The following is a 24,576-nucleotide window of genomic DNA, read 5'->3' on the forward strand; positions in this document are numbered from 1 at the left end:
GTAATTAATTGTAATTACCGCATGTATCTATTGAGTTTAGTGTTATATCCAAGGTTTATACTGTCATTAAATCAAACACTGGAGGACTCAATCATGTCATTTCTCAGTTGGTTATTTGGCTTCAATAGAAAATCACGTTACTCGGATTATAACCGCTACTCTAAGCATGGTGGTTATTCTAAACACGGTAATCGTCATGGGCAACATGAATATCAAAACCGTGATATCTATGCTGATGTTAACAGGCAATATCAAACCATAATGCAATGCAAGCAGTGCCAGTCTACTTTAAATAAAGGAGCTAAGTTTTGTAGTGAATGCGGTCTAGCGGTATAAATAAGAGAATATAAAACAATCCTGATTAAGGTACACAAAATGAAAACATCTTTTTTTTACCAATTTAATCACTACCCGTTGTATATGAAGAACTTTATTGTATCGCCAACAAAAATGGGAACCTTATTACCTTCTTCACCTTGGCTGTGCAGTAGTATTCTCAATAATATAGATTGGAATAATAGCTATAAAATAGCTGAAATTGGTGCAGGTAATGGCGTAATTAGCCAATATACTTTGCAACGAATGTCTTCGTTAGCCAATTTAGATCTCTATGAAATTAATAACGATTTTATCAAAATTCTTAATCGAATCGATGATCATCGCATAACTGTTCACCATCGCTCAGCTGAATATCTATTTGGCGACTATGATATCGTGATTTCAGGAATACCTTTTCGTTCATTGAGCAAGAAAATGGGAATGAAGATCCTGAAAAATGCAAGAGATCGGTTACTGAAAAATAATGGCAGTCTGATCTTGTTTCAATACACTAGAAGCTGTGAATCGATGTTTTCACGTTACTTTCATTTTACCAAAGAAAGAGTTTATCTAAACGTTCCACCTGCTTGGGTTTATACCTGTAAGCCCAAATTAAATTGAAGAATTGAGTAATGAATAAATACATAATGTCACCTTAAAATCCACCTTAAGGTGACATCAGTAAATTACTGGGTAGATAACGTCTTTTTACGCTGCAATAACCACTTATCTAACTCATTCGCAAATTGCTGACGATCACGCTGGTTTAAACTTGCAGGTCCACCGGTTTGAACACCACTCGCCCTCATTGTATCCATAAAATCTCTCATGGTTAGACGTTCTCGGATAGTTGCTTCGCTATAACGTTCACCTCGAGGGTTTAAGGCAATCGCCCCTTTTTCCATGACTTCAGCCGCTAAAGGAATATCTGCAGTCACCACCAAGTCACCCGATTGTGCACGACGTACAATTTCATTATCAGCAACATCAAAACCTGCCGGTACTTGCAATATACGTAGAAAAGCAGATGGCGGTACACTTAAACGTTGGTTAGCAACAAATGTTATCTGAACTTTTTCACGGTCAGCCGCCCGATACAAAACTTCTTTTATCACCTTTGGACAAGCATCCGCATCAACCCAAATAAACATCACGTTACCCCATAACGATTTAAACAGTGGTTTCCCACTGAATTATAACAAATTGATTGGTCTAGATTTTAAACTATTTTTTCAATCTCTAAAATGAAAACTGATTGAATAGAATGATCCAGTTACCAAAACATCAAATCGACACTAAATTTTTGACACCATGACTTTCCATTTCAATACCTAAACCCCGTTGAATGATAGTACCTCGAGACATAACTAAGTATTGATCTGCTAATTCAGCGGCAAAATCATAGAATTGCTCAACCAGTAATATTGCAATATCGCCTCGTTCAGCTAATTGCTTAATAACATGACCAATTTGTTTTATCACTGAAGGCTGAATACCCTCTGTCGGTTCATCTAAAATCAGCAATTTAGGTTGACATGCCAATGCTCTGCCAATAGCTAGCTGCTGCTGTTGCCCTCCGGATAAGTTGGCGCCTTTACGTTGCCTCATCTCATACAGCACAGGAAATAGTTGATAGATTTCATCAGGGACAACTTTTGCTTGGGCATAATGAAATCGCGATAGTCCAAGCAATAAATTTTCTTCAACCGTTAAACGAGGAAAAATTTCTCTACCTTGAGGGACATAAGCAATACCTTGTTGTACCCGTTGATAAGGTTTCATATAGCTGATCTCTTTTCCTTGCCAGTAAATATTTCCTGATTTGATGGGTAGCAAACCCATTAAACATTTCAATAGCGTCGTTTTACCTACACCATTTCGTCCTAATAAACAGGTAACTTGGCCTTGTATCAGTTCAAATGATAATCCACGTAAAATATGACTTCCGCCGTAATATTGATTTAACTCGCTTATCTGTAACATCTTATCGCCCCAAATAAACATCTATTACCTGCTCATTAGCTTGAACTTCTCGCAATGACCCCTCAGCCAATACTTGCCCTTGATGCAACACAGTGACATGGTCAGCAATTGTTTCGATAAACCCCATATCATGTTCAACTACCATCAACGAGTGTTTACCCGCAAGAGTACAAAATACCTCCGCAATATATTCAGTTTCACTATCTGTTAGCCCTGCCGCAGGCTCATCTAGCAACAATAAATGGGGTTTTTGAACCAATAACATGCCGATTTCTAAAAACTGCTTTTGCCCATGAGATAGCCGACCAGCCTGCCAGCAAGCATATTCACACATTTTTAATAGCTCCAGCACTTCATTGATACTATCGCGTTGTTCTGCCGATAATTTAGCGCGTAAACAGCGCCACACTGTTTTACTTGCTTTCAGCGCAATTTCAAGATTTTCAAAGACGGTAAGCGCCTCAAATACAGTAGGTTTTTGAAACTTACGCCCTATTCCTGCTTGAGCAATTTCAACGGATGATAATTCGGTCAACGATATAGTTTGATCATAAAGTATAGATCCGCTATTAGGTTTAGTTTTACCAGTAATAACATCCATTAACGTCGTTTTACCTGCTCCATTTGGTCCAATAATGCAACGAAGCTCACCCACACCTATAGAAAGTGATAAATCCGTTAATGCCTTAAAAGCCCCAAAACTAACGCTAATGTCTATAAGTTGCAAAACGGGATCTGTTTGCTGGCGAAATCTATCTTGCGGATGTACGTGAGTAAACAATTGATCAGTCATGTTTCCTCCTTTTTAGCAGCCCATATACCCCTTTAGGCAAAAATAGTGTGACCAATATAAATATCAGCCCTAAGAAAAATAACCAATATTCAGGGAATGCCACCGTAAACCAACTTTTAGAACCATTAACAATACTAGCGCCTAATAACGGGCCAACCAGTGAACCGCGCCCACCTAATGCGACCCAAATAGCAGCTTCAATAGAATTAGTGGGTGACATTTCACTTGGATTAATAATACCAACTTGTGGTACGTATAGTGCACCTGCTAAACCACAAAGCACGGCAGAAAGTGTCCACACGAAAAGTTTGAAACCAGTAGGATCATAACCACAAAAACGCAAACGGTTTTCAGCATCACGCACAGCGGTTAATACTCGCCCAAATTTACTGCGGATCAGTAATAGACAAACGGCGAATGTACTTACGAGCAAAATAACGGTAGCGATGAATAAACCAATGCGCGTACTGGTCGCTGATACAGAAAAACCTAATATCGTAGTGAAACCAGTGAAACCACTATTACCACCGAATCCAGTTTCATTACGGAAAAAAAACAACATCCCCGCAAAAGTTAATGCTTGTGTCATGATCGAAAAATAAACATCTTTGATCCGTGAACGGAAAGCAAAATAACCAAATATCAATGCCAGCAAACCTGGAACTAAGATAATTAAACAAAGTGCCCAAATAAAATATTGCGTTCCCATCCAAAACCAAGGCAATTCATTCCACGATAGCAATGACATGAATTCAGGTAATTTATCTCCTGATGTTTGCCTGATTAAATACATGCCCATTGCATAGCCACCAAGTGCAAAAAATAAGCCATGGCCGAGTGATAACAACCCTGCATACCCCCAAACAAGGTCAAGTGAGATCGCAACAATTGTATAACAGAGTATTTTACCTATTAACGTAAGCATATAGATAGAAAGTGATAGTGGATGACCTTCGGGTAATAGTGCAAAGAAAGGCAATGTTAATAGCCCTATCGTTGCGATTATGCCAAATATGATGGAACATCGTGGTATTTTACGTGTCATTAAGATCGTTATAGGTTGTCTCATCAGTCGATCACTCGCTCTTTGGATGCAAATAACCCTTGCGGCCGTTTTTGAATAAACAGCACGATCAAGACCAAAATCATAATTTTTCCCAGTACCGCACCAATTTGAGGTTCTAATAGTTTATTTAGGATCCCTAAGCCTAATGCGGAAAACACTGTCCCAGCCAATTGCCCCACACCACCAAGCACAACAACCAGAAATGAATCAATAATGTAGGTTTGCCCGAGTTCCGGACCGACATTACCGAGTTGTGATAGCGCAACACCGCCTAAGCCTGCTATGCCTGAACCAAAACCAAAAGCGACCATATCAACTTTCCCTGTTGGTACGCCACAACAATCAGCCATATTGCGATTTTGAGTCACCGCTCGAATATTCATCCCCAAACGAGTCCTATTCAGTAGTACCCATGTCAGTACTAATACACACACCGCAAAACCAATCACAGCAATACGGTTATAAGGCAAAGTGAGATTAGGAAGTACTGTCCAGCCACCGGATAGCCAAACAGGATTAGCAACATCAACATTTTGAGCACCAAAAACGACTCGAACTAGCTGGATCAATATTAAACTAATCCCCCATGTGGCTAATAACGTTTCAAGTGGGCGTCCGTATAGATGACGGATCACCGTACGTTCAAGGAACATGCCTATTAACGCTGTAATGAAAAACGCGATTGGGATTGCAATAATGGGATAGATTTCAATCCATTCAGGCGCAATATTTTGCATCACATCTTGCACCATCCACGTTGAATAAGCGCCAATCATTAACATTTCACCATGAGCCATGTTAATCACGCCTAGAAGCCCATAAGTGATCGCAAGCCCTAACGCTGCAAGTAATAAAATTGACCCTAAAGACAACCCTGAAAATGCCTGTCCTAACCATTCTCCCCACTGTAAACGCTGTTGGATCTGCTCAAGACTTTCTTTGGCGGCTAACCGTACGGATCCATCAGGCTCATTTTGCTCTAAGGTCAGTTTGCTTAAACTATCCTGTACTTGAGGAGAACTTGAATTTGCTAACAGCTTGATGGCTTGCCGCCGTGTTGCGACATTTGGATCCGTTAATTGCAAATTCGCAGCTGCAATACTCAGTGCCTCTTTCACTTGTTCATCACTTTCCTCATCAATAAATTGAATTAATAACGGTAACTGCTCAGCGTTTGCAATAGTTTGCATTGCGATAGCACCTTGTAAACGCACTTTAGATTGGGGGCTTAATAGTTGATGGGTGGCAAATGTATTGGCGATAGCAGTACGTATTCGATTATTGGTAAACACTCTTTTTGTATTACCTTCAGGAACAGAGTGGCCTTCTATAGCAACTAATTTACCATTTTGTGAAATAAACAAATTGCCTTTCGAATCGACCTCTACTCGATTATTTTTCAAAGCCTGTAATAGTGGCAATCGCTGAAAATTAGGTTCAATAGACCATCGTTGTAATAACTGTAATTGCTGGTCTCGATTTGCTTGACCGTACCTATTTGCACTCTCTGCATAACTTATGCTAGACATGAATAGGACGCCTAAAATCATAATGATCAGACTCAATAGTTTTTTCATGATGTAGCTTCTTTTTCAGTTAGCTAATATGAGAGGCAATAGCTGCCTCTCGAGGCGAATGGCTATTGTGTTCCTGCTTTGACAGGATAATTAGGTTTGTTTTGATTATTGGGGATCAGAGGGTTCCATGGCTGCGCCGCAACGATATCATCCGTCTGCCAAACAATGTTGTATTGGCCATTTTCTTCGATTTCACCAATCATGACAGGTTTACGTAGGTGATGATTCACGGGATCCATTTCCAATGTAAATCCACTTGGTGCAGCGAATGTTTGCCCAGCCATAGCTTCGCGTACTTTATCAACATCAGTTGTTCCCGCTTTTTCAACCGCTTGAGCCCACATATGGATCCCTACGTAAGTCGCTTCCATTGGGTCATTGGTGACAACGGTATTTGCATTTGGTAATTTCTTAGCTTTTGCGTAAGCACGGTAATCTGCAACGAACTTTTCATTAATTGGGTTATCAACGGATTGAAAATAGTTCCATGCTGATAAATGCCCCACAAGCGGTTTTGTATCAATACCTCTTAGCTCTTCTTCACCAACAGAAAATGCCAGAACAGGTACATCTGTTGCTTTGATACCTTGATTAGCCAACTCTTTATAAAAAGGAACGTTAGAATCACCATTGACTGTCGATACCACCACTGTTTTACCTCCAGCAGAGAATTTTTTAATATCGGCAATAATGGTTTGATAGTCGCTGTAGCTGAAAGGTGTATAAACTTCAGCAATATCTTTATCTTTAACCCCTTTGCTATGTAAATAAGCACGTAAGATCTTATTGGTTGTTCGTGGATAAATATAATCTGTACCTAGTAAGAAAAAGCGTTTAGCGCTACCACCTTCTTCGCTCATCATATATTCAAGTGCAGGGAGCGCTTGCTGATTCGGTGCTGCCCCCGTATAAAAAACATTTGGCGATATTTCTTCACCTTCATATTCAACTGGGTAGAACAATAAACCATTCAACTCTTCAAAGACAGGCAACACTGATTTACGTGAAACTGATGTCCAACAACCAAATACGACAGCCACTTTGTCTTGAGAGAGTAACTGGCGAGACTTTTCAGCAAATACAGGCCAGTTTGATGCAGGGTCGACAACAATAGGTTCAAGTTTTTTACCGAGCACTCCGCCTTTGGTATTAATTTCATCAATAGCCATTAATGCAACCTCTTTTAATGGCGTTTCAGATATTGCCATCGTGCCAGAGAGTGAGTGCAATATTCCAACCTTGATAGTTTCTTCTGCACTTGCTTGCGTTGAAAAACCGATGCTTGAAAATATTACTGTTAAGCCCAATACTTTCAACAGAAAACGTCTTTTCATTACCAAACCCTCGAATAGATTAATGTTAATTACTTATTCACTAGACATATCACTCTTCAGGTTGCAGCATTATTGACGGTTTAGGTCCACCAAATCACATTATTTATTCAGGTTCCCTGACCGCCTATTGCTGCTCGAACCAAATCGAAATAGCAATAGACATGCCAAGATTGTAATCAATTGAATTAAAACAAATTAAATTATTTAATATGTGTAAAATAAAATCATCTGCACTATTTAGAAACAAATATTTAAATTTATGGTGCAACGCAAAATAAAACTACAGCTAATGTTATTGTTTTTTTCTTGAACGAAAAATAGAGAAAATTATCCTAGTAATAGAATTTATTATTGCCAATTAAAATTTAATCAGTGAATTTACCTTGCTATTTGATAATCTAAAAACGATTTGTTAATTTTCTTTTTACATGATCATCATCTATAACAAATTTATTAATAATTATTTGTAAAAACTGATTGTTAGTTATTAAACAAAAAGATTAGGGGGGCACCTATTCACTGATGCACTATTATTGATCATCAATGTTTCGAGCCACTATTGAAGCCGCTGTCACACAATTGGCTCAGACATGGTTCAGCGTTTACACTCGATAAGTGAGCAAACAAAAGCCCCTTGAAGTAGCTTTTGTAAACCGTGCTTCGCTCCTGAATATCAGCGTATTGTATTACGTGATACCTCGACAATATCTCTCGTAATACTCAACAACATTGCATAGTTTCTATGGCTGCATTGTTAACCAAACTGATTAAACAAAACGTAGCTACACCAAGCTCCCCAAAGGTGCTAGCGACATTCATTAATAGTGAATTGGCAAAGGCTGCTTGTTGGATAACACAACAGGATAGCCAGCAACGGCTTCAACAAAGCATCGAAGCCATTAACCTATTGTTAAAAGGATTAATAAAATAGCACAGCAATATGCCGTGCTATTATTAGTTATAACAGTTGGTTAAATGTGGCTATAAACTTGTCGACATCTTGCTGAGTAGTCGACCATGAAGTACATAGGCGCAAACAGCTTAACCCTACTGCTGGCTCACTAATTTTGCGTAGTACATAATGTTCAACCAATTTTTTAGCCAACTCATTAGGGAGGATCACAAAAATTTGATTTGATTCGGGAGGTGCAAGGAAAGCAAATCCTTGTTGTTCAAATAAATTCACCAGCTGCTGTGCCTTATCGTTAATATACTCCCCCAATTGGAAAAATAGATCATCGGTAAACAGCGCATCAAACTGTGCAGCTAACAACCAACCTTTGGCCTGTAACGCCCCTTTTTGCTTGATAGAAAAACGAAAGTCTGATTTTAATGCAGGATGTAAAATAACCAGAGCTTCTGCGGCAAATGCGCCAATTTTAGTGCCACCAATGTAAAACATATCTGTCAGCTGAGCGATATCTTCGATCGTCAAATCACTTTCTTTCGACATTAGCCCTGATGCTAATCGTGCACCATCCATAAACAGTAATAATCCATGTTTATCGCACTCTGCTCTCAACGCTTGCAACTCTTGTTTACGGTAAACCGTACCAATTTCCGTTGAATTACTGATATAAACCATTTTGGGTTGCACGGCATGTTCATCAGTATGCTCTGATAAAACTACTTGGATATGTTTCGCTTCTAACTTTCCCGATTCAGAGCTCATCGTGATCACTTTATGACCTGTTGCTTCAATTGCACCCGTTTCATGGGTTGCGATATGGCCAGAGTCAACGGCAATAATTGCTTGATGTGGACGAAGTACATGAGAAATTGCCGTTAAGTTAGTAATAGTTCCACCATTAAAAAAATGGAGGTCAGCATCGTTCCTACCGATCCTGTGCTTTATTTTATCGGCGATTTGTTGTGTGTACTTATCCGTGCTATATCCGTCGAAACGCTTCCCTGCTAAATTGTTCAATACTTGCATGACTGCTGGATGTGCTATTTCGTTATAATCATTTTGAAAGCTATACATTATTATTCCCAGTAATTGCTATGACTTATCATTTATATTCTGATATTCATCAATCTTCAATCAATTGAATGATACTATTGATTTTAAATTTACTCAGGCCGTTTTAAAACAATTATATGGTCGTGGTCACTGACAACGTCGGAAAGTCAAGTTAATACGGCATTCCCCCAGTACAGGATGGCTACCGGTTTTAATGCTTCGAACGCCATGATAGTTTAAGCGTGACTTTCCACCCCAAACAACGACATCCCCATGCTCTAATAAAAATGATTTTTTTGGGGCTTCTCTGGTCAAACCACCGAACTCAAACATTGCAGGTAAACCCAAAGAGAATGACACGATTGGCTGTGAAAAGTCGACTTCATCCTTATCTTGATGTAAGGACAGTTTTGCACCAACACTATAGCGATTAACTAAACAAGCATCAGGAGAAAAATGCAAAAAGCCAACACTATCAGCTGCTTTTTGCGCAAGTTCAACGAAAATAACAGGCATTTTCGGCCAAGATAGATTAGTGACAGGGTCACGCATTTGGTAACGATACCCTTTGGGATCACTAACCCACCCCCAATGCCCACAATTAGTCATTGCTACAGACATTGAATGACCACTGGGTGTTAACATATGGCGAAATGGAGACTGTTGTATGACCTGCTTTAATGCAGCCAACAATGCTTGTCCATCTCCTAATAAAAATCCTTTCAATAACCAAGCATCTTCAGCTATTGATAAGGTATTTTCTTCATCTGAAAACAGCATACAGACTCCAATAATTGAAACTCACACAATAGTGTTAAACATTATGGCGTTTTTGAACAGATAGCACAGACAACTAATGTAAAAATCATTATTTTCTAATGTGATTATATAAAAATAAATAATATTGAATTTCAATCGATTAATTCGATTTTTATCCATAGATAAATCTGTTTTTGATTAAATTACACCCATGTTAGAATATTGTTAGTTACAACGCGATATTTTATAAATACAGGATCTCACCTTAAAATGACAAAATATCCTTACAAATTAACTCTCGCCCTGCTCTTGTTCAGCTCATTCACACATGCACTAACACTTCAAAATAATGGTTTTTCGCTAGATATTGAGCCTGATACGTTAAAAATAACTCATGAAAATGAGCTCATTAACCGTGGTATCTCACAAACTCTGGTAGACAAACTCACCACTAGCACGGGTACAGCTCAGTGGGATTGGCCTGACAAACAAATGCAGGTCACTGCTCATCTCGAGAATCAACAACTACGATTGCGTTTTCAAACCTCAAAAGAGCAAAAGTTAGATTGGTATCAACTACCTGAATCCGTTTCCGCGTTGTATTTACCTATTGGGGAAGGTAGTCATGTCCCTACCAATAATCCAATTTGGCGGCAATACTTGATTAATGAACAAAACGATATTGATACCAATTATGACCTTAAATTGCCACTTTGGAGCCAACAGCAACATCATGTCTATAGCTGGCTGCTTGTCACGCCATTTAGCAATAAAATTTTGTTTTCTGAGCAGTCTAATCAATTGCAAATGTCATCGAGTCACTTGTTTGACCAATTTAATCTTAATCAACCCTTTGAGGTTATCCTCTCTATTGGTGAAACACCAATAGATGGTGCATTGGCTTATCGGCAATATTTAGAATCAATTGGTGAAATTAAAACGTTACAGGAAAAATTTCTTAATATCCCAGATGGCAATAAGCTGATTGGTGCGACCCATGTTTATATCTGGGGGAAAGGGTTATTAGATCAACAAGACATTAAAAATTGGCTAGGCCTTAATCAGTATTTACAATCACCTAAAGGGAAACTCATATGGGATGCTCTCGATAAAGACGCCCAACGTACATTCAAAAAAATCAAGCAATCTCCCCCAGAAAAGTGGCAACAACCTTATTTAGTTGGCGCTCTCAATGAAGCATTCAAAATTGTCGAACCTAATCCAAAAACACCGGAAGACAGTGATTTCTTACGCTATCAACAAATTCAAGCGCAAAAAATAGAGCACATGGTGCTAAAACAACTTGGACCATGGTTAACAGGCAATGAGAACTGGGGGCAAGGTTTATCCATTCCACTTATCAATCAACTGAATCTTCATGGATTACCTAAATTATGGTTAGGTGTTGATAATTGGTCAGTGACCTTTTACCAACCCGAAGCCGTTGAACAGGCCGTAAAATTGGGTTACTTGATTGGTAGTTATGATTCATATGATACCGCAATCCCTGCAGGGGTAAATGAGGAATGGTTGACCGCTCAAATCCCGACTGAACTGAGGCAAAAATGTGCCATCGTGCAAAAAAATGGTCAGAAAAGCCCCGGTTTTGGCGGAAAAGGCTATTACCTTAATCCAGGCTGCATGCAAGACTATTCACAAATGCGTATCAAAGAGTTACTTGAGCTTTCACACACCAATAGCCTATTTATTGATGTTGATGGCACAGGCATGGTAGTCAATGACTATAGTGCGATTAACCATACCAGCGCTGAGCAAATGACCGCTGCACGTAACGCACGGCTCCGTTGGATTGAAAAAAATCTTCGCATCCCATTAGGTTCAGAAGATGGCAATGCAGTGACCGCTAAATATCTTATGTTTGCCCACGGCATGGAAACATGGGGTTTTGGTTGGGGTGATAAAAGTATTCATAAAGACAAAAACTCACCTTATTATTTTGGGGCTTGGTGGCCAGAAAGTGAGCCAGCAACTTTCTTTAGTAAAGCTAAATTAAAACAGCCATATTTGACCGTTGAATTTGATCCTCGCTGGCGGCTTCCGCTCTACCAAACGGTATTTCACGATGCAATTATTAGCACACATCACTGGACATTTGATAATCTCAAATTTCCTGAAGTTCAAACGACCAGAGAGTTACTGAGCCAATTGTATAATACCGCGCCTTTGTATAATTTAAGTCGTGGCACTATTAATCAGCGACTCCCCGCCATGCTTAAATCGGATAGCATTTTTCGCCCGTTACACAACGTATTGTGGGATAAAAAATTAGTCGGGTTTACATGGCTTGATCAAGATGGCTGGGTACAACAAACCACATTTAGCGATGGCTCAATCATCATGGTTAATTTTGCAGATAAACCCTTTGATGACCTTCCCCCTCGTTCATTAAAAGCCATTTTATCTAACGGAAAAGTGATTAAGCAAAACTACCCTAAATAAGCTTGAATAAACAACAGAGCAAATAGTGCTATCCTTATTTGCTCTGTATTTCATTTCGTATTTCATCAACACATTTGCTGTAGCCTACGTTGTGCTAAGCGTTTTTCTGACTGCTGACTCGTCCACACACTTACCAATATCACTATCATTCCACAAAATTGTAGTAGACTTAGGCTCTGATCGAGCCATATCCATCCAAGGATCACTGCACTAACTGGACTCAGAAAACCTAATGAAGCCACAGAGCTAGGTCCAAGCAAAGCAAGACCTCTGAACCACAACGCATAAGTCAACGCTCCACCAATCAATGTTAAATAGCTAATACCAATGATATTAATCATGGTCAGTGCAGGGAGTGACGGTTCTAGCCAAAGCGCAAATGGCAATAAGACAACCCCTCCGGCCGTTAATTGCCAAGCAGTAAAAGTGAGTGGAGATACAGGTGGTTGCCAACGCCGACTCAATACCGTTCCTGCCGCCATCGAAAGTGCGCCCGCTAAACCAGCTATAATACCTGTTGCATCTAACGCCGCATTTGGTGTCAGCAATAATATTGCAACCCCGACAATCCCTGCAAATGAAGCCATAATAGATAATGCTGCAAGTTGGCTTTTTAACAACCAATAGCTAAGAAATAATACGATTAATGGTTGAACTGCGCCAACTGTTGCTGCGACACCGCCCGGTAAACGATAGGCAGCGATAAACAATAACCACCAAAACAGCGAAAAATTCAGCACTCCCAAAATAGTAACGCGTAACCACCATATCCCTTTAGGCAGCTTACGTAACCAAATCAATAATAATAAACCAGCAGGTAAAGCCCTTAACGCCGCTAAAGTTAAAGGGAAACCTGCGGGCAACATTTCTGTGGTAATTAAATAAGTGCTCCCCCAAACAATCGGAGCCAATGCAGTTAACAATAAAATTGCATAACGGTTCATAGCTAAGCCTTGATAATTTATCTTGATATCAAGATAAATTTAATTTACCTTGACGTCAAGGTAAACTATTGTCATTATTTCGCCATGGATCGCATTGATAAAATTACTCAGCAATGGGCTCGTGAACGTCCTGACCTAGATATCAGCCCTATGGGGTTAATTGGCCGTTTAGGAAATATTGTTGCTCATCTCACTCGTGAGATGGAGAAGGTATTTGCGCAATTTGGGCTTAATCGCTCAAGTTTTGACGTGCTAGCAACTTTACGCCGTGCAGGAAGCCCATATACGTTGTCACCCGGTGATATGTTAGCAACCTTGATGGTTACATCTGGAACAATGACAAACCGAATCGATCAACTTGAAAAAGCAGGTTTAGTCGCACGCCACCCAAATCCTGACGATGGCCGCGGTTTTCTTGTCTCGCTGACAGATAAAGGTTTAATCGTGATTAATCAAGCCATTGAGGCTCATGTTGCTAACCAAGCACGGTTAGTCACCTGTTTAACTACAGAAGAGCAAGCTGCTCTCGACCACATATTGCGCTCTTTTTTGTCTTCGTTGGAGCCACAAAAAGACGATTAAAATTAGCAAAATCCGCCCCAAACCTTCGCCGTAAACGGCGAAGAGCTGTCACTCTGAATTTTATTGACTAAATTCAAGAGGCAGTAATAATTGAGAGCGCTCTAATTGCTCACACAAATAAATTAAACGTAATAACACATTAATATTTTGTGGATTTTCAATATAGTATTCAATTTGTTTAGCTACCCAATGCATGCCTAAATCTTGAACAGTACGTTTTGCTAACATTAGCTCATCAATTTGATGCTTTGATAGCCCACTGCGCCCAGTACATGCCTGAGTTTCCAACACAGAAAAAATAGGTCTAGTTAATTGTTCCATCAAAGAAGGATGTGGTGCAAAAGTAGTGTGACGTCGATACTTTTTATCCATATATTCCTGAATGTTGCTCACAAAACCCGAATTCTGCTTTTTCCGTGGTGTTGAATCAAAATCAAGGTAAAACAGTTGGATGCCGTGCTCTTTTTCTAGCCAAATCGCGGAGGGAACAAATATAACACCATGCTGTTGGTGTCTCACTTGCACTGTCACGGCCCTAATCGGCAAATTACGTTTAGTGATAAAACGCAGCTCTTCAATTTTGCCATTATTATTACCCTGCCAATTTAAACGTAAATAAGCGGTGTTATCGGTTTCGTCATTAACAGCCCAGCTCACACATTGCTCTATTTCATTCCAATCTAATTGTTGATAATGATGAATATGCAAAACTTGTGGCTCATAGATAGCATCGTTAGGTAACGCATCAAAATATTCAGTGAGCTGTGACCAATTAGTAAAACCACACTCAGATCTTAACTGTGTATATTCATCCATAGAAACTAAGTTAGTTGTACTGATAGCATAACTATCACCCGATGCCGCCAATTTGCCAGTATCGGATAATCGAGGTAAGTGCAATGTAAATGGGCGAGCCATTAAATTACTTGCTGATTGTTTCCAAAGTGCCAGTGTTCTCCAAACGGCAGCTTTATTAAACATCTGATCTAGCTGATTAGCCCTAGCTTGAGTACACTGAATTACTCTCTTTTCATCACTATCCCAAAAGCTGAATGTAGCCCCCACTGCACCACTTTCTGCTTGCCACCACTGCGCATCGAGAGGAAATAACGATAATACGTTATCTTTATCATCATATTGGCGTCTAGGTTGCCCTCTTAGTACACTTAATTGCCCAATATCGCATGTGCTTAATTGATACAAATAAGCGGAAATTTGCGCAATAAAACGTAAAACCTGCGCTTCATCCATAGTGAAATGTTTGTCGGCAAGCTTCTGTATTTGTTTACTTAAATGCCGTAAATATGCGGCTAAACGCGGTAAGCCTTCAGCTCGTGCAGACATGTTCAACAAATGCAACTGTTTGGCACTACTACGGCTAATATGTGATAAGCCTTGTCGTAACAGATCGGCAATCAGTCGCGAAATCATTTCAATAACATTAATTTCATCACTACTTAAAGGCCGCTCCCCTTCAGGTATCGTAATGAATTCTTCAGGCCAAGGCCAAGTTAATTGATGTTGGTTAAATAATTTAACGATCACCGCTAAATGACAAGCCTGTTTTAGCTTTTCAGGCAGCGATGACAGCATCCCTTGAAAGCCATTATTTTTTAAATAGATAACAGGATCATCATATTCGGGTAGCACAATTTTAATTTGTGAATGGAGATCTTCAAATATCAATACATCCCATTGCTGCACCATACGCCAAGCAAGTCGGCAATCTGCTTTTGCAACCTGTTTCATGGTTAATGCGGGATCTAGCGCTAATAATTCAGCCAGTAATGGTTCCGTTTCATCAACTTGAACTTCGCCTAATGCTATTGGTTGCTGGTTATTGGCTTGTAACCACAGTACTGCCGCTAAAATATGTTTACAGCAGCCTGTCGCCGTACAATCACATTGTGCTTTTTGGATCCCTTGTTGGTTGAGTGTGACCTGTTGCCCATCACTATTAAAAACCCCTACTGCTTCATCAAGCAATGTGACTTTATCATTATCGACATCTTTGCGCGCTCGTCGTAGCAGACCGACATTAGCAAATACAGCAAGCGCATCGTCATCATAATGCAAATAAGTGTCACGCCAATTCATTGCATTACCTCCGCCAGCCACAGAGCAAAGTGTTCAGGTGTCAATGCAGCAACATGCATGCCTCTATCAGCCAATTTTTGAGCAATTTCAAGATCGTAAATGGGCTCTGCTTGGTCATCCAGTGCAGCTAAACCTAATAACTTCACCTGTTGACTATTGAGTCGTTGGATGCAATCCAATAAATGGCTGAGCGCACCGCCTTCTTCAAAATCGCTGATCAGGGAAATAATGGTTCTCTTTGGATTGCGGATCAGGCTTTCACAGTATTTCATCGCTTGAGCAATATTTGTGCCACCGCCTAATTGAACGGTCATCAATACCTCAACAGGATCATCAGCCAGATGGCTTAAATCGACCACTTGGGTATCGAATACCACTAGAGAGACTTTTACGGTCGGTAATGCAGCCAAAATACTGGCACAAACAGCGGCATACATGATCGAACTCGCCATTGAGCCACTTTGGTCAACACATAAGATGACATCCCACGGTAAGTGTTGTTGTTGACGTGAATTAAAGTACGGTGTTTTAATGACTAAACGCTGATTGGCACTATCATAGTTTTTTAAATTAGCAGCAATGGTTGCCCGCCAATCAAAATTACGACTATTTGGGATCAGCGAGCGGCGAAAACGATTCTTTCGCCCTGTGATTGCTTGGCGAAATTGATGGCGCATTTCACGCAAAATTTCATCCACGACTTTACGAATAATATTTTTAACTGCATCACGCGTCTCTTCACTCATTTTACCACGCAAACTGAGCAACGTTTTTGCAAGTGCTTTCGTCGGTTCCATCGCGTTCAGCGTTTGTGGATCCTTTAAAAAACTACTGATTTCATAGCGCTCTAACGCTTGAGACTGCATACGCTCAAAAGTACTGCTAGGGAACAACTTGCGTGCTTGATTAAGCCAATTGACGGCGGTGAGTTGTGATGCATCAAGCGAACCATGACGCCCTCGTTCTTGGCGCAATCCACGGCGTTGGTATTCACGGCGATACAGGAAATCTAATGAGCGCTCAATTTTAAGTTCACTTGCGTTAAATGTCGCTTGTCCAAGAGCATCATCGGCATATTGCCCTAAAATTAACCGCCAACGTTTTGCTAATTGCAATTGTTCATCAGTTAATGGTTCATTTTGTGGTTTTGAGCTATCGTTACTCATGTTCAGGTAGATCCTTTTGTCCATCAAACCAACATTGCAACCCTTGTTCAGTTAACTTAGCTTGTAATTTTTGTTCGATTTTTAGTGCATCTAACAATTGTTTTTCGCTAAATGTTGTTTGGTGTAATGTAAGCTCTTGAGCTGTGATAGCGAGCTCTTGCGCAACATAATTGGCCATTTGTGCATTTTGTTTTGGCGTCAATTGGCTAAAGGCAAAACGTAAGTCAGGGAGTACTTGAATAAATCGTTGTTCATCCCATTGGGCTAATAATTGATTTAATGAATCGACTAGTAACGGCATTCTGATCACTAATTCAGGAGCCGCTCTCATCAAACCGATAAAATAACCAATGGCAATTTCTGGATCACTGCCTGCACTAAAACTGCATTTAACCTTTTGGGTTAACAAGGTCTCATCCAACCTTCCTCCGAGATAACGTAACGCGTCCACCGCACCTTTTAACAGTGGCGTTTGTTCAAGCATTCCTTCTAAGCGATTTAATTGCTGGTAAAATTCCCCACCATAATCACTGCTTGTATTAATTTCAGGCATAAACATCATCAGTTCTCTGCATGACATCAGAACATCAAATGATTGCTCTTGCTGTTGCTCATCACCGTGAGTCAGCTGATCTAAACAATAGAATGCTTGCTGGATCACACGATGTAATCGCTCATCGATGGAAAACCCGTCTTGTATATCAAACAGTTGCCTACCTCGCCATAAATGAATCAATTTATGGCCACAGGCAACTAAAGAACCCAATTGGTTATCTTGTTGAATGTAGCGATCAAGTAGTGCAAACAATGCGGGCAATTGCTTACCCAATCCAATGGTTGCCGCCTGAATTAATAAAGTCACTGCATTTTGGCTAGAACGGTTTAACCCATCTTGCTCAAGCTGCTTTTCCATTTTCAGCAGTTTATTCAACGCTATCGCTTGTAAACGAGTCCCTTGCTCTGATAAAGCAATTAGCTCACCTTCAACATTGGGTGTCCATGCATATCGCCATTCCTCAAACAGTAAATCCATTTGCGAACCGGTTAAAAAATCAGGTCCATTAAGACGGTTAGCAAAATGAATATCTAAAAATGCTAATAAATGCAGAAAACGACTGCGTAAACGATGCTGAGGGTTGCGATAAACATCCAGTCGACTGGTTTTGGCGAGGGTATCGTCTAATTTGAAGCGATATGCTTTTGCTGTTTCATAGGTTTCAGCAACCAATGGTGGCGTGATCGTACCTTTAGGGATCTGCCCCAATCTATAACCCGAAAAACAGGTTTTAATTTCTTGCCATAGTTCTTCTTGGCTTTCATCCAAACTACCTTTAATAAAGGCACTTTGTAATCCGTCCAAAAGATCATAGCGACTTGGCCCTAAATGCCCTCGAAATACAGCCAGTCGCTGGCTTTGCTCTGCTGCTAACTTAACCGACAAATAGCCAGGTGCAGGGTCAAATTGCTTTTCACGTAGCACATGTGCAACTTCAGATAAAAATTTCACCCCGAGTTGATGACGGTAATGTTGAGTTGGCTTGAAGGGTAGATTTTCTTGTTGCTGTTCCAACAAACTACGCCAGACTTGCTGATAAAAAGCAGGTGAAGGCATACCTGATGCATAACCATTGAGTGCATCTAACCGATCATAACTATAACGGATCAGCCATGCGTTATCTTGTTGTTGAAACTGTTGTTTTTGTTTAAACAACTTCTGCTGTGTTGGTGATAGCGTAAAGCCGTGACCTTGCACCGTAGCCAGCCCTTCAATCAGGGCTAAAGTATGAAATCCCCCCGTGACAACAACGATTTTTGCGTTAGGTTCTCGTTGCTTTATCATTTGAATATGTGCCTGCATATGCGCTTCACGTGCTAGAGAGCCTTCGGCTTCAAGCACTTGTGGCTCATAGTCCAAACGAGCTAATGCACACCAAATAAATGTATCCTGAAATAGTGATTGCCAATCAGATAATGCTTCAAGCGCTCGTAATTCAAATAAATGTTCCCATAATTCGTCATGATCACGGCAACCACATTTTTTAGCCAATTGAGAAATAAACAGACTATGAGCAAGATAACGTTCTTTTTGTAGGCTTTGGTTTTGTTCTTCAGCATTGCTATCAATATCTACCTGAGCAGCCCACGGCAGATCAATAAAATGCAATTTAGCTTGTTTTTTATGACCAACCTGTAGTGCTTGCCATTCAGGCGAATACTCACAAAAAGGAAAATAAGCCGAATACGTGACAGCGTCACTACTCTCACTTTCATTCCGCAACAATGGTTTGCGTTGGGTCTGCCCCATAATAGCAACTGGGGGCAACGTTTCTGGATCAAGCAAACCTGTTATCAATGGATCAAAGCTATCAGGTCCTTCAATTAAAACATAATCAGGTGAAACAGTTTCAATTAGCGTTAAAACACCATAAGCACATGCAGGGCTATGATGGCGCACTGGAGCAAAGTAGAGTTGATTGTCTTGCAACAACGCCAGTGTTTTTAATGCAACTGACAGCCTTTCAGGCAAAGCTATTGATGGCAAACTCACCGTTTATTTCCCTAATCAAATTGAAGTTATCGCCAAAATTCCCTTGATGCTTCAAAGAAGGCTTTCCATTCAGGGCTGGCTTTCGCTCGTTCTCTTGCCACATTGTCGATGTAATAACGCATCCGTTTAATATCATCAACGTTATCTTTGAGTACCACACCAATTAATTGCCGAGCGACAGCGCCCGCACTGAGTATACCGTCCCCTAAATAGTGAGCTTCCAGCGCACATGCATAGGCAATATTGACTGCTTCGGCCGTTGACATCACGGCATCAGGCGTTTTGATATTGCCACCTTCTTTGGTGCTACCTGAACGTAGCTCTTGAAAAGTTGTCACCAACAGTTCGATCACGTTGATAGGAATGTTGACCTGTTGATTAAGTTCACCTAATTCAGCTATTAATTGTTTATTAATTAATTCAATTTCAAATTGTGCATCTTGAATAGGCCGCACCGTTTCAAAGTTAAAACGGCGCTTTAATGCCGAAGACATCTCATGTACGCCGCGGTCACGTAAGTTAGCGGTGCCAATTAAGTTAAAGCCTGATTTTGCGCTGATGCGTGCATTATCTTTCATTTCAGGGATCATCATCTGCTTTTCAGACATGAGAGAAACCAGCACATCCTGTATTTCAGGAGGACAACGAGTGATCTCTTCAAAACGGACAATTTTGCCTTCTAGCATGCCTTGATAAAGTGGCGAGCTAACCAGTGCTTTTTCTGTTGGGCCTTCGGCCAGCAAGAGCGCATAGTTCCACGAATATTTGATATGATCTTCCGTTGTACCTGCAGTTCCTTGGATAGTTAGCCCTGAATCGCCACTAATTGCAGCTGCTAATAATTCAGATAGCATAGACTTTGCTGTACCCGGTTCGCCCACTAGCATCAGGCCCTGCTTACCTAACAAGGTTACGATAGCGCGATCAACCAGCGCATCATCCCCAAAGAATTTTGGGCTAATGTTCAGTTCTTCATCACCTAATATAAATCGTCTAACCGCTCTTGGTGAACGAAGCCAGCCTTGTGGCTTCGGGTTATCACTATCAGCTTGTGTTAGGCGTTCGAGTTCATCAGCAAAACGAATTTCTGCACTTTCACGGATTGCAGAAGGCTCTGATGCTTTTTTCTTAGCCATTCTCTATTTCCTATTAATCGCAATTACCAAGGTGTTTTGCTTTCCCACTCAGGATCAAAACCTGAACAGGCATCGGCAACTTTTAAATAATCCGCATAACTTTCAGCCAATAAAATCGGTGGCACATTTTTTAGTTCTATATAACTACGCTCCCAAGAGCTCTTTTGGCTGTTCTCAAAGCTGAGCGAGAACAAAACTGCTGGGATATTTTCTTCTGGCACATAACTACCACTGAATTCAATGTAGACATACAGATTCATACTAGAAAAATGTTTGTAATAATGACTAAAGCTGCCCCCATCTTCCGCTTGACCACGCTGATAGCCCAGTTTGGTTAATACTCCTCGTAAGGTGAAGGTGTCTGTGATCCAACCTTTTTTATCTTCAACTTCAGTTACCGTGAGCGCTAAATCAGGAATTTTGTGCTCCATTTGCGAAAATAAAAACTTCACTTTGTAGTCTTTAAAGTGGGCTAACCAACCTTTACGGTCGTCTTCGCTGAGCAGTGCTGCATGGGCTAATTGGATCAGTGATCCATCCGTTAAACTGATTTCATCATCTTCAAGATTGAGCAAGCTACCATCATCAGATGGCCTAAACATATTGATAACCTTGTCATCGTTGACTTCCATCCATACAAGGCGCTCAATTAAGCCACGCATGATGGGGTGAGCTTGAATATACTCTTGCCAATCTGCGGTACTCCATTGGCGCTGCGCGCACATCGCTTCATACAGACGCACTGATTGCAGATCAATGACTTGTTTTAGTTCTTTTTTACTTGAAGTAAATAACTTTTTAGATTCTTTAATCAGTTCTTCATTATCGGTTTTACGTGCAGCTGGTAATGCTTTGATCTCTTTACCTTCAGGGTTAAACAACACCAATTTTTGTTGTGCATCTAAACGCGCTGTAAATTGACGTTCTCCATACTCCAACACCAGCGTTCCTGTTTCATCTAAACCTGCGGTTGGAATAGTACGATCAGCCAATTCATCAGCACTCCAACCATTACGTTGTGCAATCTCAGTCACCAGCCCACGTGCTTTTTCCTGTACAGAGGAGGTTCGATAACGACGAGACAGTGAAAGTAGTAACTGAATAATCAGAGGGTCATTACTTACCGCAATGGCATCAATCATGGCTTCGATTTGTGCACGGCGTTGATAATGGTCACGCATATAATTGCGCAACATAGCCACAGCAATGTGCCCTTCAATACCACAAACTAATGCCAACATGCCTTTATCACTGATAGCAGAGCCTAAATAACGACGTAGAACTTCATTTTTAATGTCGTTAATCGCTTGCTCAAGTGTATAGTTTTCATATTGTGAATAGTATTCAGGGTAGCTTTTTGCATAACCTAAATAACTTTTCTGGCGCTGTGGCGCATGATGTTCGGCTTCTTTCATCGCTTCTTCAAGTGATGGCCCACGAACATCTTGGCTAATAAAACTGTTAAGTACAAAGCTGGCTAATTTTTGCTGGCTATCTTGACTGAGTAAACTGATATAACGTTGTAGTAACCCGTTACCCGCAGGCATTTTTAATTTAATCGCTAAAATGATCCACCAGCGGATAATATCACTATCAACGGCTTTTTTATTTTGCCATGTTAATGAAGGAATACTGTCTAAATCAAACCACGCCATACTCGCAGGTGCTTTGGCTTTTAGCCCTTTCTGAGCTTCATCTAATAGCACTTTCGGCGATAGGTAACCTGAAATATCTTCATTAAATTGTTCGAGAGCAGTTAACAATGCCGCACGAACCACCTCTCGTTTTTCTTTTTTCAACAACGCATATAATTGAGGTAATGAATCAGGGTGCTGTAAGCGTGCTAACCATTCAATTGCCGTAACGCGGATCTCTTGTTTCCCTGAATCTAAACCTTCTGCTGCGTTTAAATGAATATTCGGTAATGTTTCGAGCAGTTCTTGCGCATTTCGGCGATGAGTTTTATTTTCACCCAACGCAAGTTCCATAATACGTGGAATAAAACGCCCCGGTAAAACCGGCAACTTCGCCATAACGTCAATTGCATTTGTCGCATCATATTCATCATATGAGCGTTGTTTTTGTGGACGCGGGATCAGCCCCAATGCCTCGGCAAGGAAGTCTGGATACTGAACAAAAAACGGCCAAACTTGCTCATTATTTGGAAAATAGTCTAATCCTCTGGCATAGCTTCCTAAGCAAAAGTCAGCCACAAGACGGTTTGCATCCGCATAATGACAATTCGCAAGTACTTGCGCTAATTGGCGTAGTTCCAATGAAGCTAACAAGCGAGCCGGTATTTGTGATCTAAATTGATAATGCGAAAAATGGCTCTCTTTGGTTCTGTTATTGCTTAATAACCGTAAACCATGGAATAAGGTGAATTCAGGCAAATTAAGGATCTTTTCTTTATGACGGATCACAGCCTCTTCATGTGCGGAGATTATCCCTTCACCACTATTTAATTTATCTAATATCCCGCGACATTGTTCTTCCGTCAGTTTACTAAACTCTTTGTAATGCCGTTGCGCCCAGTTGTAGGGGTGTTTTTCTGTTTTATTGGCTTCAATTTCACGTTCAGCGGACTCTTGTGCTTTAATTAGCATCTCATTGAAGTTATTCGCTAATATATCACGTACACTTTCAGGAAGCGGGGTATCGTCTATTTCAACTAATGGCGGTAACACCGTTTCTGCAATTTCATTCGCTGTATCCATCACGTCAAAACGCGAAATAGCACTTTCGATCCCTTTAAGCACGGTTTTATTTTTTTCTGTTTGCAAGGCGCTTTCAAGTACGTCGCGACCTTCGCCAATCCGAGCGAATAAATCAGCAGCTTGAGTTCTTTGTTTCGGCGTGCCTTCTAATAAGATCTGCGTAAGATAAGTGTTAACTGACTCTACTGGCAAAATGGCCATGACCGGCTCTGCAGCAGTACGCACTGTTTTCAGTGTGCTAGTTGCGTAACTGACGATAACATCAGCAAAGGTTGCACAAAGCTCAGCTTCTTTCTTCAAGCAGTCAATAAATTGAATTTGCCCTGCGGCGGATAAGTTCTTAGCTAGCGATCCGCGAACAAAATCTTGTTGTTCAATAAGATACTCTGTCAATCTCGGAATGCTAAATACGCGCAGTAAGTTGGTATAGTGGTAGTCTGAAAGCTGTTGGCGATCGAAAATAGCATACAAAATTGTATTTGCGGGTTTATCTGTTTCTTGTTCAACCATCTCAGCTAATAAATTTAAGCTCCAATGATCGCGATGTTCATAATTACTGTTACGACCGCCTCGAGAGCCAAAAGTGGTATAGAAGGCATCACCTAATAAGTACAGCACCCAGCTTGGAAGCTCTTGAGTCATTATTTTAATGTTGATGTCCTGACAAGCCGCCGCTATCACTTTGGCAAACCTTGCCGTTTGTTGTGCAGATAATGAATCACCCACTTTGGCATACAACTTATGACGTGCATTCAAACCTTGACGTATTATTTTAGTGAATTGGCCTGAATCTGCATTATTTGCTGGCCACCACCAATCAATGGTACCTGGTTTGTCTAATAAAACGGCAGCTTTATCGGCGGTTAATTGAGCTAATTGAACTAATATATTTGGCTCGCTGCCATCAAGTACATATTCAATTATTTGCTTAGGGAGTTGTTGATCAAATGCGGCGAAAGGCAATAGTGCTTCTTGTAAATATTTTTCTGTTGCACTGACATCTTTTTTTCCATAAATCGGTAGTATATCAAACTGAACTTTAGCCATTACGAACCCCTAAAATATATTTATATAACATATTGTTACCATGAAACAACCCTTCCGACAATTTGATTATTCCTATTCGATTTTGG

The 24,576-nt window shown here is 40.5% G+C and carries 19 protein-coding genes; 5 read left to right on the plus strand and 14 right to left on the minus strand.

Features of this window, described 5'->3' with window-relative positions; translation table 11 throughout:
• The first annotated feature begins 93 nt into the window (after positions 1-93).
• The gene (locus AC3Z9T_RS04095; protein ID WP_490124921.1) at positions 94-336 is read left to right on the plus strand and encodes a hypothetical protein; all 243 of its coding nucleotides are present in this window, start codon (positions 94-96) and stop codon (positions 334-336) included.
• A 39-nt stretch (positions 337-375) separates the two neighbouring features.
• The gene (locus tag AC3Z9T_RS04100; protein ID WP_490124922.1) at positions 376-939 is read left to right on the plus strand and encodes a class I SAM-dependent methyltransferase; all 564 of its coding nucleotides are present in this window, start codon (positions 376-378) and stop codon (positions 937-939) included.
• A gap of 65 nt (positions 940-1,004) precedes the next feature.
• Here AC3Z9T_RS04100 and AC3Z9T_RS04105 read toward each other — a convergent pair whose 3' ends face one another.
• The 6 genes from AC3Z9T_RS04105 to urtA all read right to left on the minus strand — a co-directional run bounded on the left by AC3Z9T_RS04105 (position 1,005) and on the right by urtA (position 7,071).
• On the minus strand, positions 1,005-1,469 hold the full coding sequence (locus tag AC3Z9T_RS04105) for a YaiI/YqxD family protein (protein WP_490124923.1): 465 nt from the start codon (positions 1,467-1,469) through the stop codon (positions 1,005-1,007).
• Between the two features lie 133 nt (positions 1,470-1,602).
• A complete protein-coding gene (gene urtE / locus AC3Z9T_RS04110) occupies positions 1,603-2,301 on the minus strand; it encodes an urea ABC transporter ATP-binding subunit UrtE (protein WP_490124924.1) in 699 nt (232 codons plus the stop codon).
• Between the two features lies 1 nt (position 2,302).
• Complete coding sequence (gene urtD / locus AC3Z9T_RS04115; RefSeq protein ID WP_490124925.1) at positions 2,303-3,094, minus strand: urea ABC transporter ATP-binding protein UrtD; 792 nt, start codon at positions 3,092-3,094, stop codon at positions 2,303-2,305.
• Complete coding sequence (gene urtC, locus AC3Z9T_RS04120; protein ID WP_490124926.1) at positions 3,087-4,163, minus strand: urea ABC transporter permease subunit UrtC; 1,077 nt, start codon at positions 4,161-4,163, stop codon at positions 3,087-3,089. The genes urtD and urtC overlap by 8 nt, the downstream gene beginning before the upstream one ends.
• A complete protein-coding gene (urtB, locus tag AC3Z9T_RS04125; protein WP_490124927.1) occupies positions 4,163-5,737 on the minus strand; it encodes an urea ABC transporter permease subunit UrtB in 1,575 nt (524 codons plus the stop codon). Before urtB ends, urtC begins: the two co-directional genes overlap by 1 nt.
• A gap of 62 nt (positions 5,738-5,799) precedes the next feature.
• Positions 5,800-7,071, minus strand: a complete 1,272-nt coding sequence (urtA, locus tag AC3Z9T_RS04130) for an urea ABC transporter substrate-binding protein (RefSeq protein ID WP_490124928.1) — start codon at positions 7,069-7,071, stop codon at positions 5,800-5,802.
• Positions 7,072-7,777: 706 nt separating this feature from the next.
• Here urtA and AC3Z9T_RS04135 point away from each other — a divergent pair.
• Complete coding sequence (locus AC3Z9T_RS04135; RefSeq protein ID WP_490125139.1) at positions 7,778-8,002, plus strand: hypothetical protein; 225 nt, start codon at positions 7,778-7,780, stop codon at positions 8,000-8,002.
• 27 nt (positions 8,003-8,029) lie between these two features.
• Here AC3Z9T_RS04135 and AC3Z9T_RS04140 read toward each other — a convergent pair whose 3' ends face one another.
• Both AC3Z9T_RS04140 and alkB read right to left on the minus strand, forming a co-directional pair.
• Positions 8,030-9,055 carry a threonine aldolase family protein gene (locus AC3Z9T_RS04140; protein WP_490124929.1) on the minus strand — a complete coding sequence of 342 codons (1,026 nt, stop codon included), beginning with the start codon at positions 9,053-9,055 and terminating at the stop codon, positions 8,030-8,032.
• 126 nt (positions 9,056-9,181) lie between these two features.
• Positions 9,182-9,814: a DNA oxidative demethylase AlkB gene (gene alkB / locus AC3Z9T_RS04145; protein WP_490124930.1), complete on the minus strand. Its 633-nt coding sequence runs from the start codon at positions 9,812-9,814 to the stop codon at positions 9,182-9,184.
• A gap of 249 nt (positions 9,815-10,063) precedes the next feature.
• Here alkB and AC3Z9T_RS04150 point away from each other — a divergent pair, with 249 nt between their 5' ends.
• Entirely contained in the window at positions 10,064-12,253 is a 2,190-nt protein-coding gene (locus AC3Z9T_RS04150) for a glycoside hydrolase (protein WP_490124931.1), read from the plus strand.
• A gap of 65 nt (positions 12,254-12,318) precedes the next feature.
• On the opposite strand, the gene AC3Z9T_RS04155 is transcribed toward AC3Z9T_RS04150, so the two are convergent.
• Positions 12,319-13,197: an EamA family transporter gene (locus tag AC3Z9T_RS04155; RefSeq protein ID WP_490124932.1), complete on the minus strand. Its 879-nt coding sequence runs from the start codon at positions 13,195-13,197 to the stop codon at positions 12,319-12,321.
• A gap of 84 nt (positions 13,198-13,281) precedes the next feature.
• Between AC3Z9T_RS04155 and AC3Z9T_RS04160 the strand changes: the two genes are divergently transcribed.
• Positions 13,282-13,779 carry a MarR family winged helix-turn-helix transcriptional regulator gene (locus tag AC3Z9T_RS04160; RefSeq protein ID WP_490124933.1) on the plus strand — a complete coding sequence of 166 codons (498 nt, stop codon included), beginning with the start codon at positions 13,282-13,284 and terminating at the stop codon, positions 13,777-13,779.
• Between the two features lie 60 nt (positions 13,780-13,839).
• Here AC3Z9T_RS04160 and AC3Z9T_RS04165 read toward each other — a convergent pair whose 3' ends face one another.
• The 5 genes from AC3Z9T_RS04165 to AC3Z9T_RS04185 are packed head-to-tail and all read right to left on the minus strand — an operon-like array spanning position 13,840 to position 24,490.
• The gene (locus tag AC3Z9T_RS04165) at positions 13,840-15,876 is read right to left on the minus strand and encodes an SWIM zinc finger family protein (protein WP_490124934.1); all 2,037 of its coding nucleotides are present in this window, start codon (positions 15,874-15,876) and stop codon (positions 13,840-13,842) included.
• Positions 15,873-17,042 (minus strand): VWA domain-containing protein, encoded by a 1,170-nt coding sequence (locus tag AC3Z9T_RS04170; protein WP_490124935.1) that lies wholly within the window; start codon positions 17,040-17,042, stop codon positions 15,873-15,875. The genes AC3Z9T_RS04165 and AC3Z9T_RS04170 overlap by 4 nt, the downstream gene beginning before the upstream one ends.
• On the minus strand, positions 17,035-19,590 hold the full coding sequence (locus tag AC3Z9T_RS04175; protein WP_490124936.1) for a DUF5682 family protein: 2,556 nt from the start codon (positions 19,588-19,590) through the stop codon (positions 17,035-17,037). Before AC3Z9T_RS04175 ends, AC3Z9T_RS04170 begins: the two co-directional genes overlap by 8 nt.
• A 26-nt stretch (positions 19,591-19,616) precedes the next feature.
• Positions 19,617-20,726 (minus strand): ATP-binding protein, encoded by a 1,110-nt coding sequence (locus AC3Z9T_RS04180; protein WP_490124937.1) that lies wholly within the window; start codon positions 20,724-20,726, stop codon positions 19,617-19,619.
• A gap of 23 nt (positions 20,727-20,749) precedes the next feature.
• The gene (locus AC3Z9T_RS04185) at positions 20,750-24,490 is read right to left on the minus strand and encodes a DUF4132 domain-containing protein (RefSeq protein WP_490124938.1); all 3,741 of its coding nucleotides are present in this window, start codon (positions 24,488-24,490) and stop codon (positions 20,750-20,752) included.
• Positions 24,491-24,576 lie beyond the last annotated feature (86 nt).

Source organism: Providencia sp. 6390, assembly GCF_058148425.1.

What these genes read in the sequence shown, in the direction of transcription:
- AC3Z9T_RS04165 (WP_490124934.1), bottom strand. Translation starts at nt 15,876, where the DNA reads ATGAATTGGCGTGACACTTATTTGCATTATGATGACGATGCGCTTGCT.
- AC3Z9T_RS04180 (WP_490124937.1), bottom strand. Translation starts at nt 20,726, where the DNA reads ATGGCTAAGAAAAAAGCATCAGAGCCTTCTGCAATCCGTGAAAGTGCA.
- urtA (WP_490124928.1), bottom strand. Translation starts at nt 7,071, where the DNA reads ATGAAAAGACGTTTTCTGTTGAAAGTATTGGGCTTAACAGTAATATTT.
- AC3Z9T_RS04105 (WP_490124923.1), bottom strand. Translation starts at nt 1,469, where the DNA reads ATGTTTATTTGGGTTGATGCGGATGCTTGTCCAAAGGTGATAAAAGAA.
- AC3Z9T_RS04170 (WP_490124935.1), bottom strand. Translation starts at nt 17,042, where the DNA reads ATGAGTAACGATAGCTCAAAACCACAAAATGAACCATTAACTGATGAA.
- AC3Z9T_RS04160 (WP_490124933.1), top strand. Translation starts at nt 13,282, where the DNA reads ATGGATCGCATTGATAAAATTACTCAGCAATGGGCTCGTGAACGTCCT.
- alkB (WP_490124930.1), bottom strand. Translation starts at nt 9,814, where the DNA reads ATGCTGTTTTCAGATGAAGAAAATACCTTATCAATAGCTGAAGATGCT.
- AC3Z9T_RS04185 (WP_490124938.1), bottom strand. Translation starts at nt 24,490, where the DNA reads ATGGCTAAAGTTCAGTTTGATATACTACCGATTTATGGAAAAAAAGAT.
- AC3Z9T_RS04095 (WP_490124921.1), top strand. Translation starts at nt 94, where the DNA reads ATGTCATTTCTCAGTTGGTTATTTGGCTTCAATAGAAAATCACGTTAC.
- AC3Z9T_RS04150 (WP_490124931.1), top strand. Translation starts at nt 10,064, where the DNA reads ATGACAAAATATCCTTACAAATTAACTCTCGCCCTGCTCTTGTTCAGC.
- AC3Z9T_RS04140 (WP_490124929.1), bottom strand. Translation starts at nt 9,055, where the DNA reads ATGTATAGCTTTCAAAATGATTATAACGAAATAGCACATCCAGCAGTC.
- urtB (WP_490124927.1), bottom strand. Translation starts at nt 5,737, where the DNA reads ATGAAAAAACTATTGAGTCTGATCATTATGATTTTAGGCGTCCTATTC.
- urtE (WP_490124924.1), bottom strand. Translation starts at nt 2,301, where the DNA reads ATGTTACAGATAAGCGAGTTAAATCAATATTACGGCGGAAGTCATATT.
- urtC (WP_490124926.1), bottom strand. Translation starts at nt 4,163, where the DNA reads ATGAGACAACCTATAACGATCTTAATGACACGTAAAATACCACGATGT.
- urtD (WP_490124925.1), bottom strand. Translation starts at nt 3,094, where the DNA reads ATGACTGATCAATTGTTTACTCACGTACATCCGCAAGATAGATTTCGC.
- AC3Z9T_RS04100 (WP_490124922.1), top strand. Translation starts at nt 376, where the DNA reads ATGAAAACATCTTTTTTTTACCAATTTAATCACTACCCGTTGTATATG.
- AC3Z9T_RS04155 (WP_490124932.1), bottom strand. Translation starts at nt 13,197, where the DNA reads ATGAACCGTTATGCAATTTTATTGTTAACTGCATTGGCTCCGATTGTT.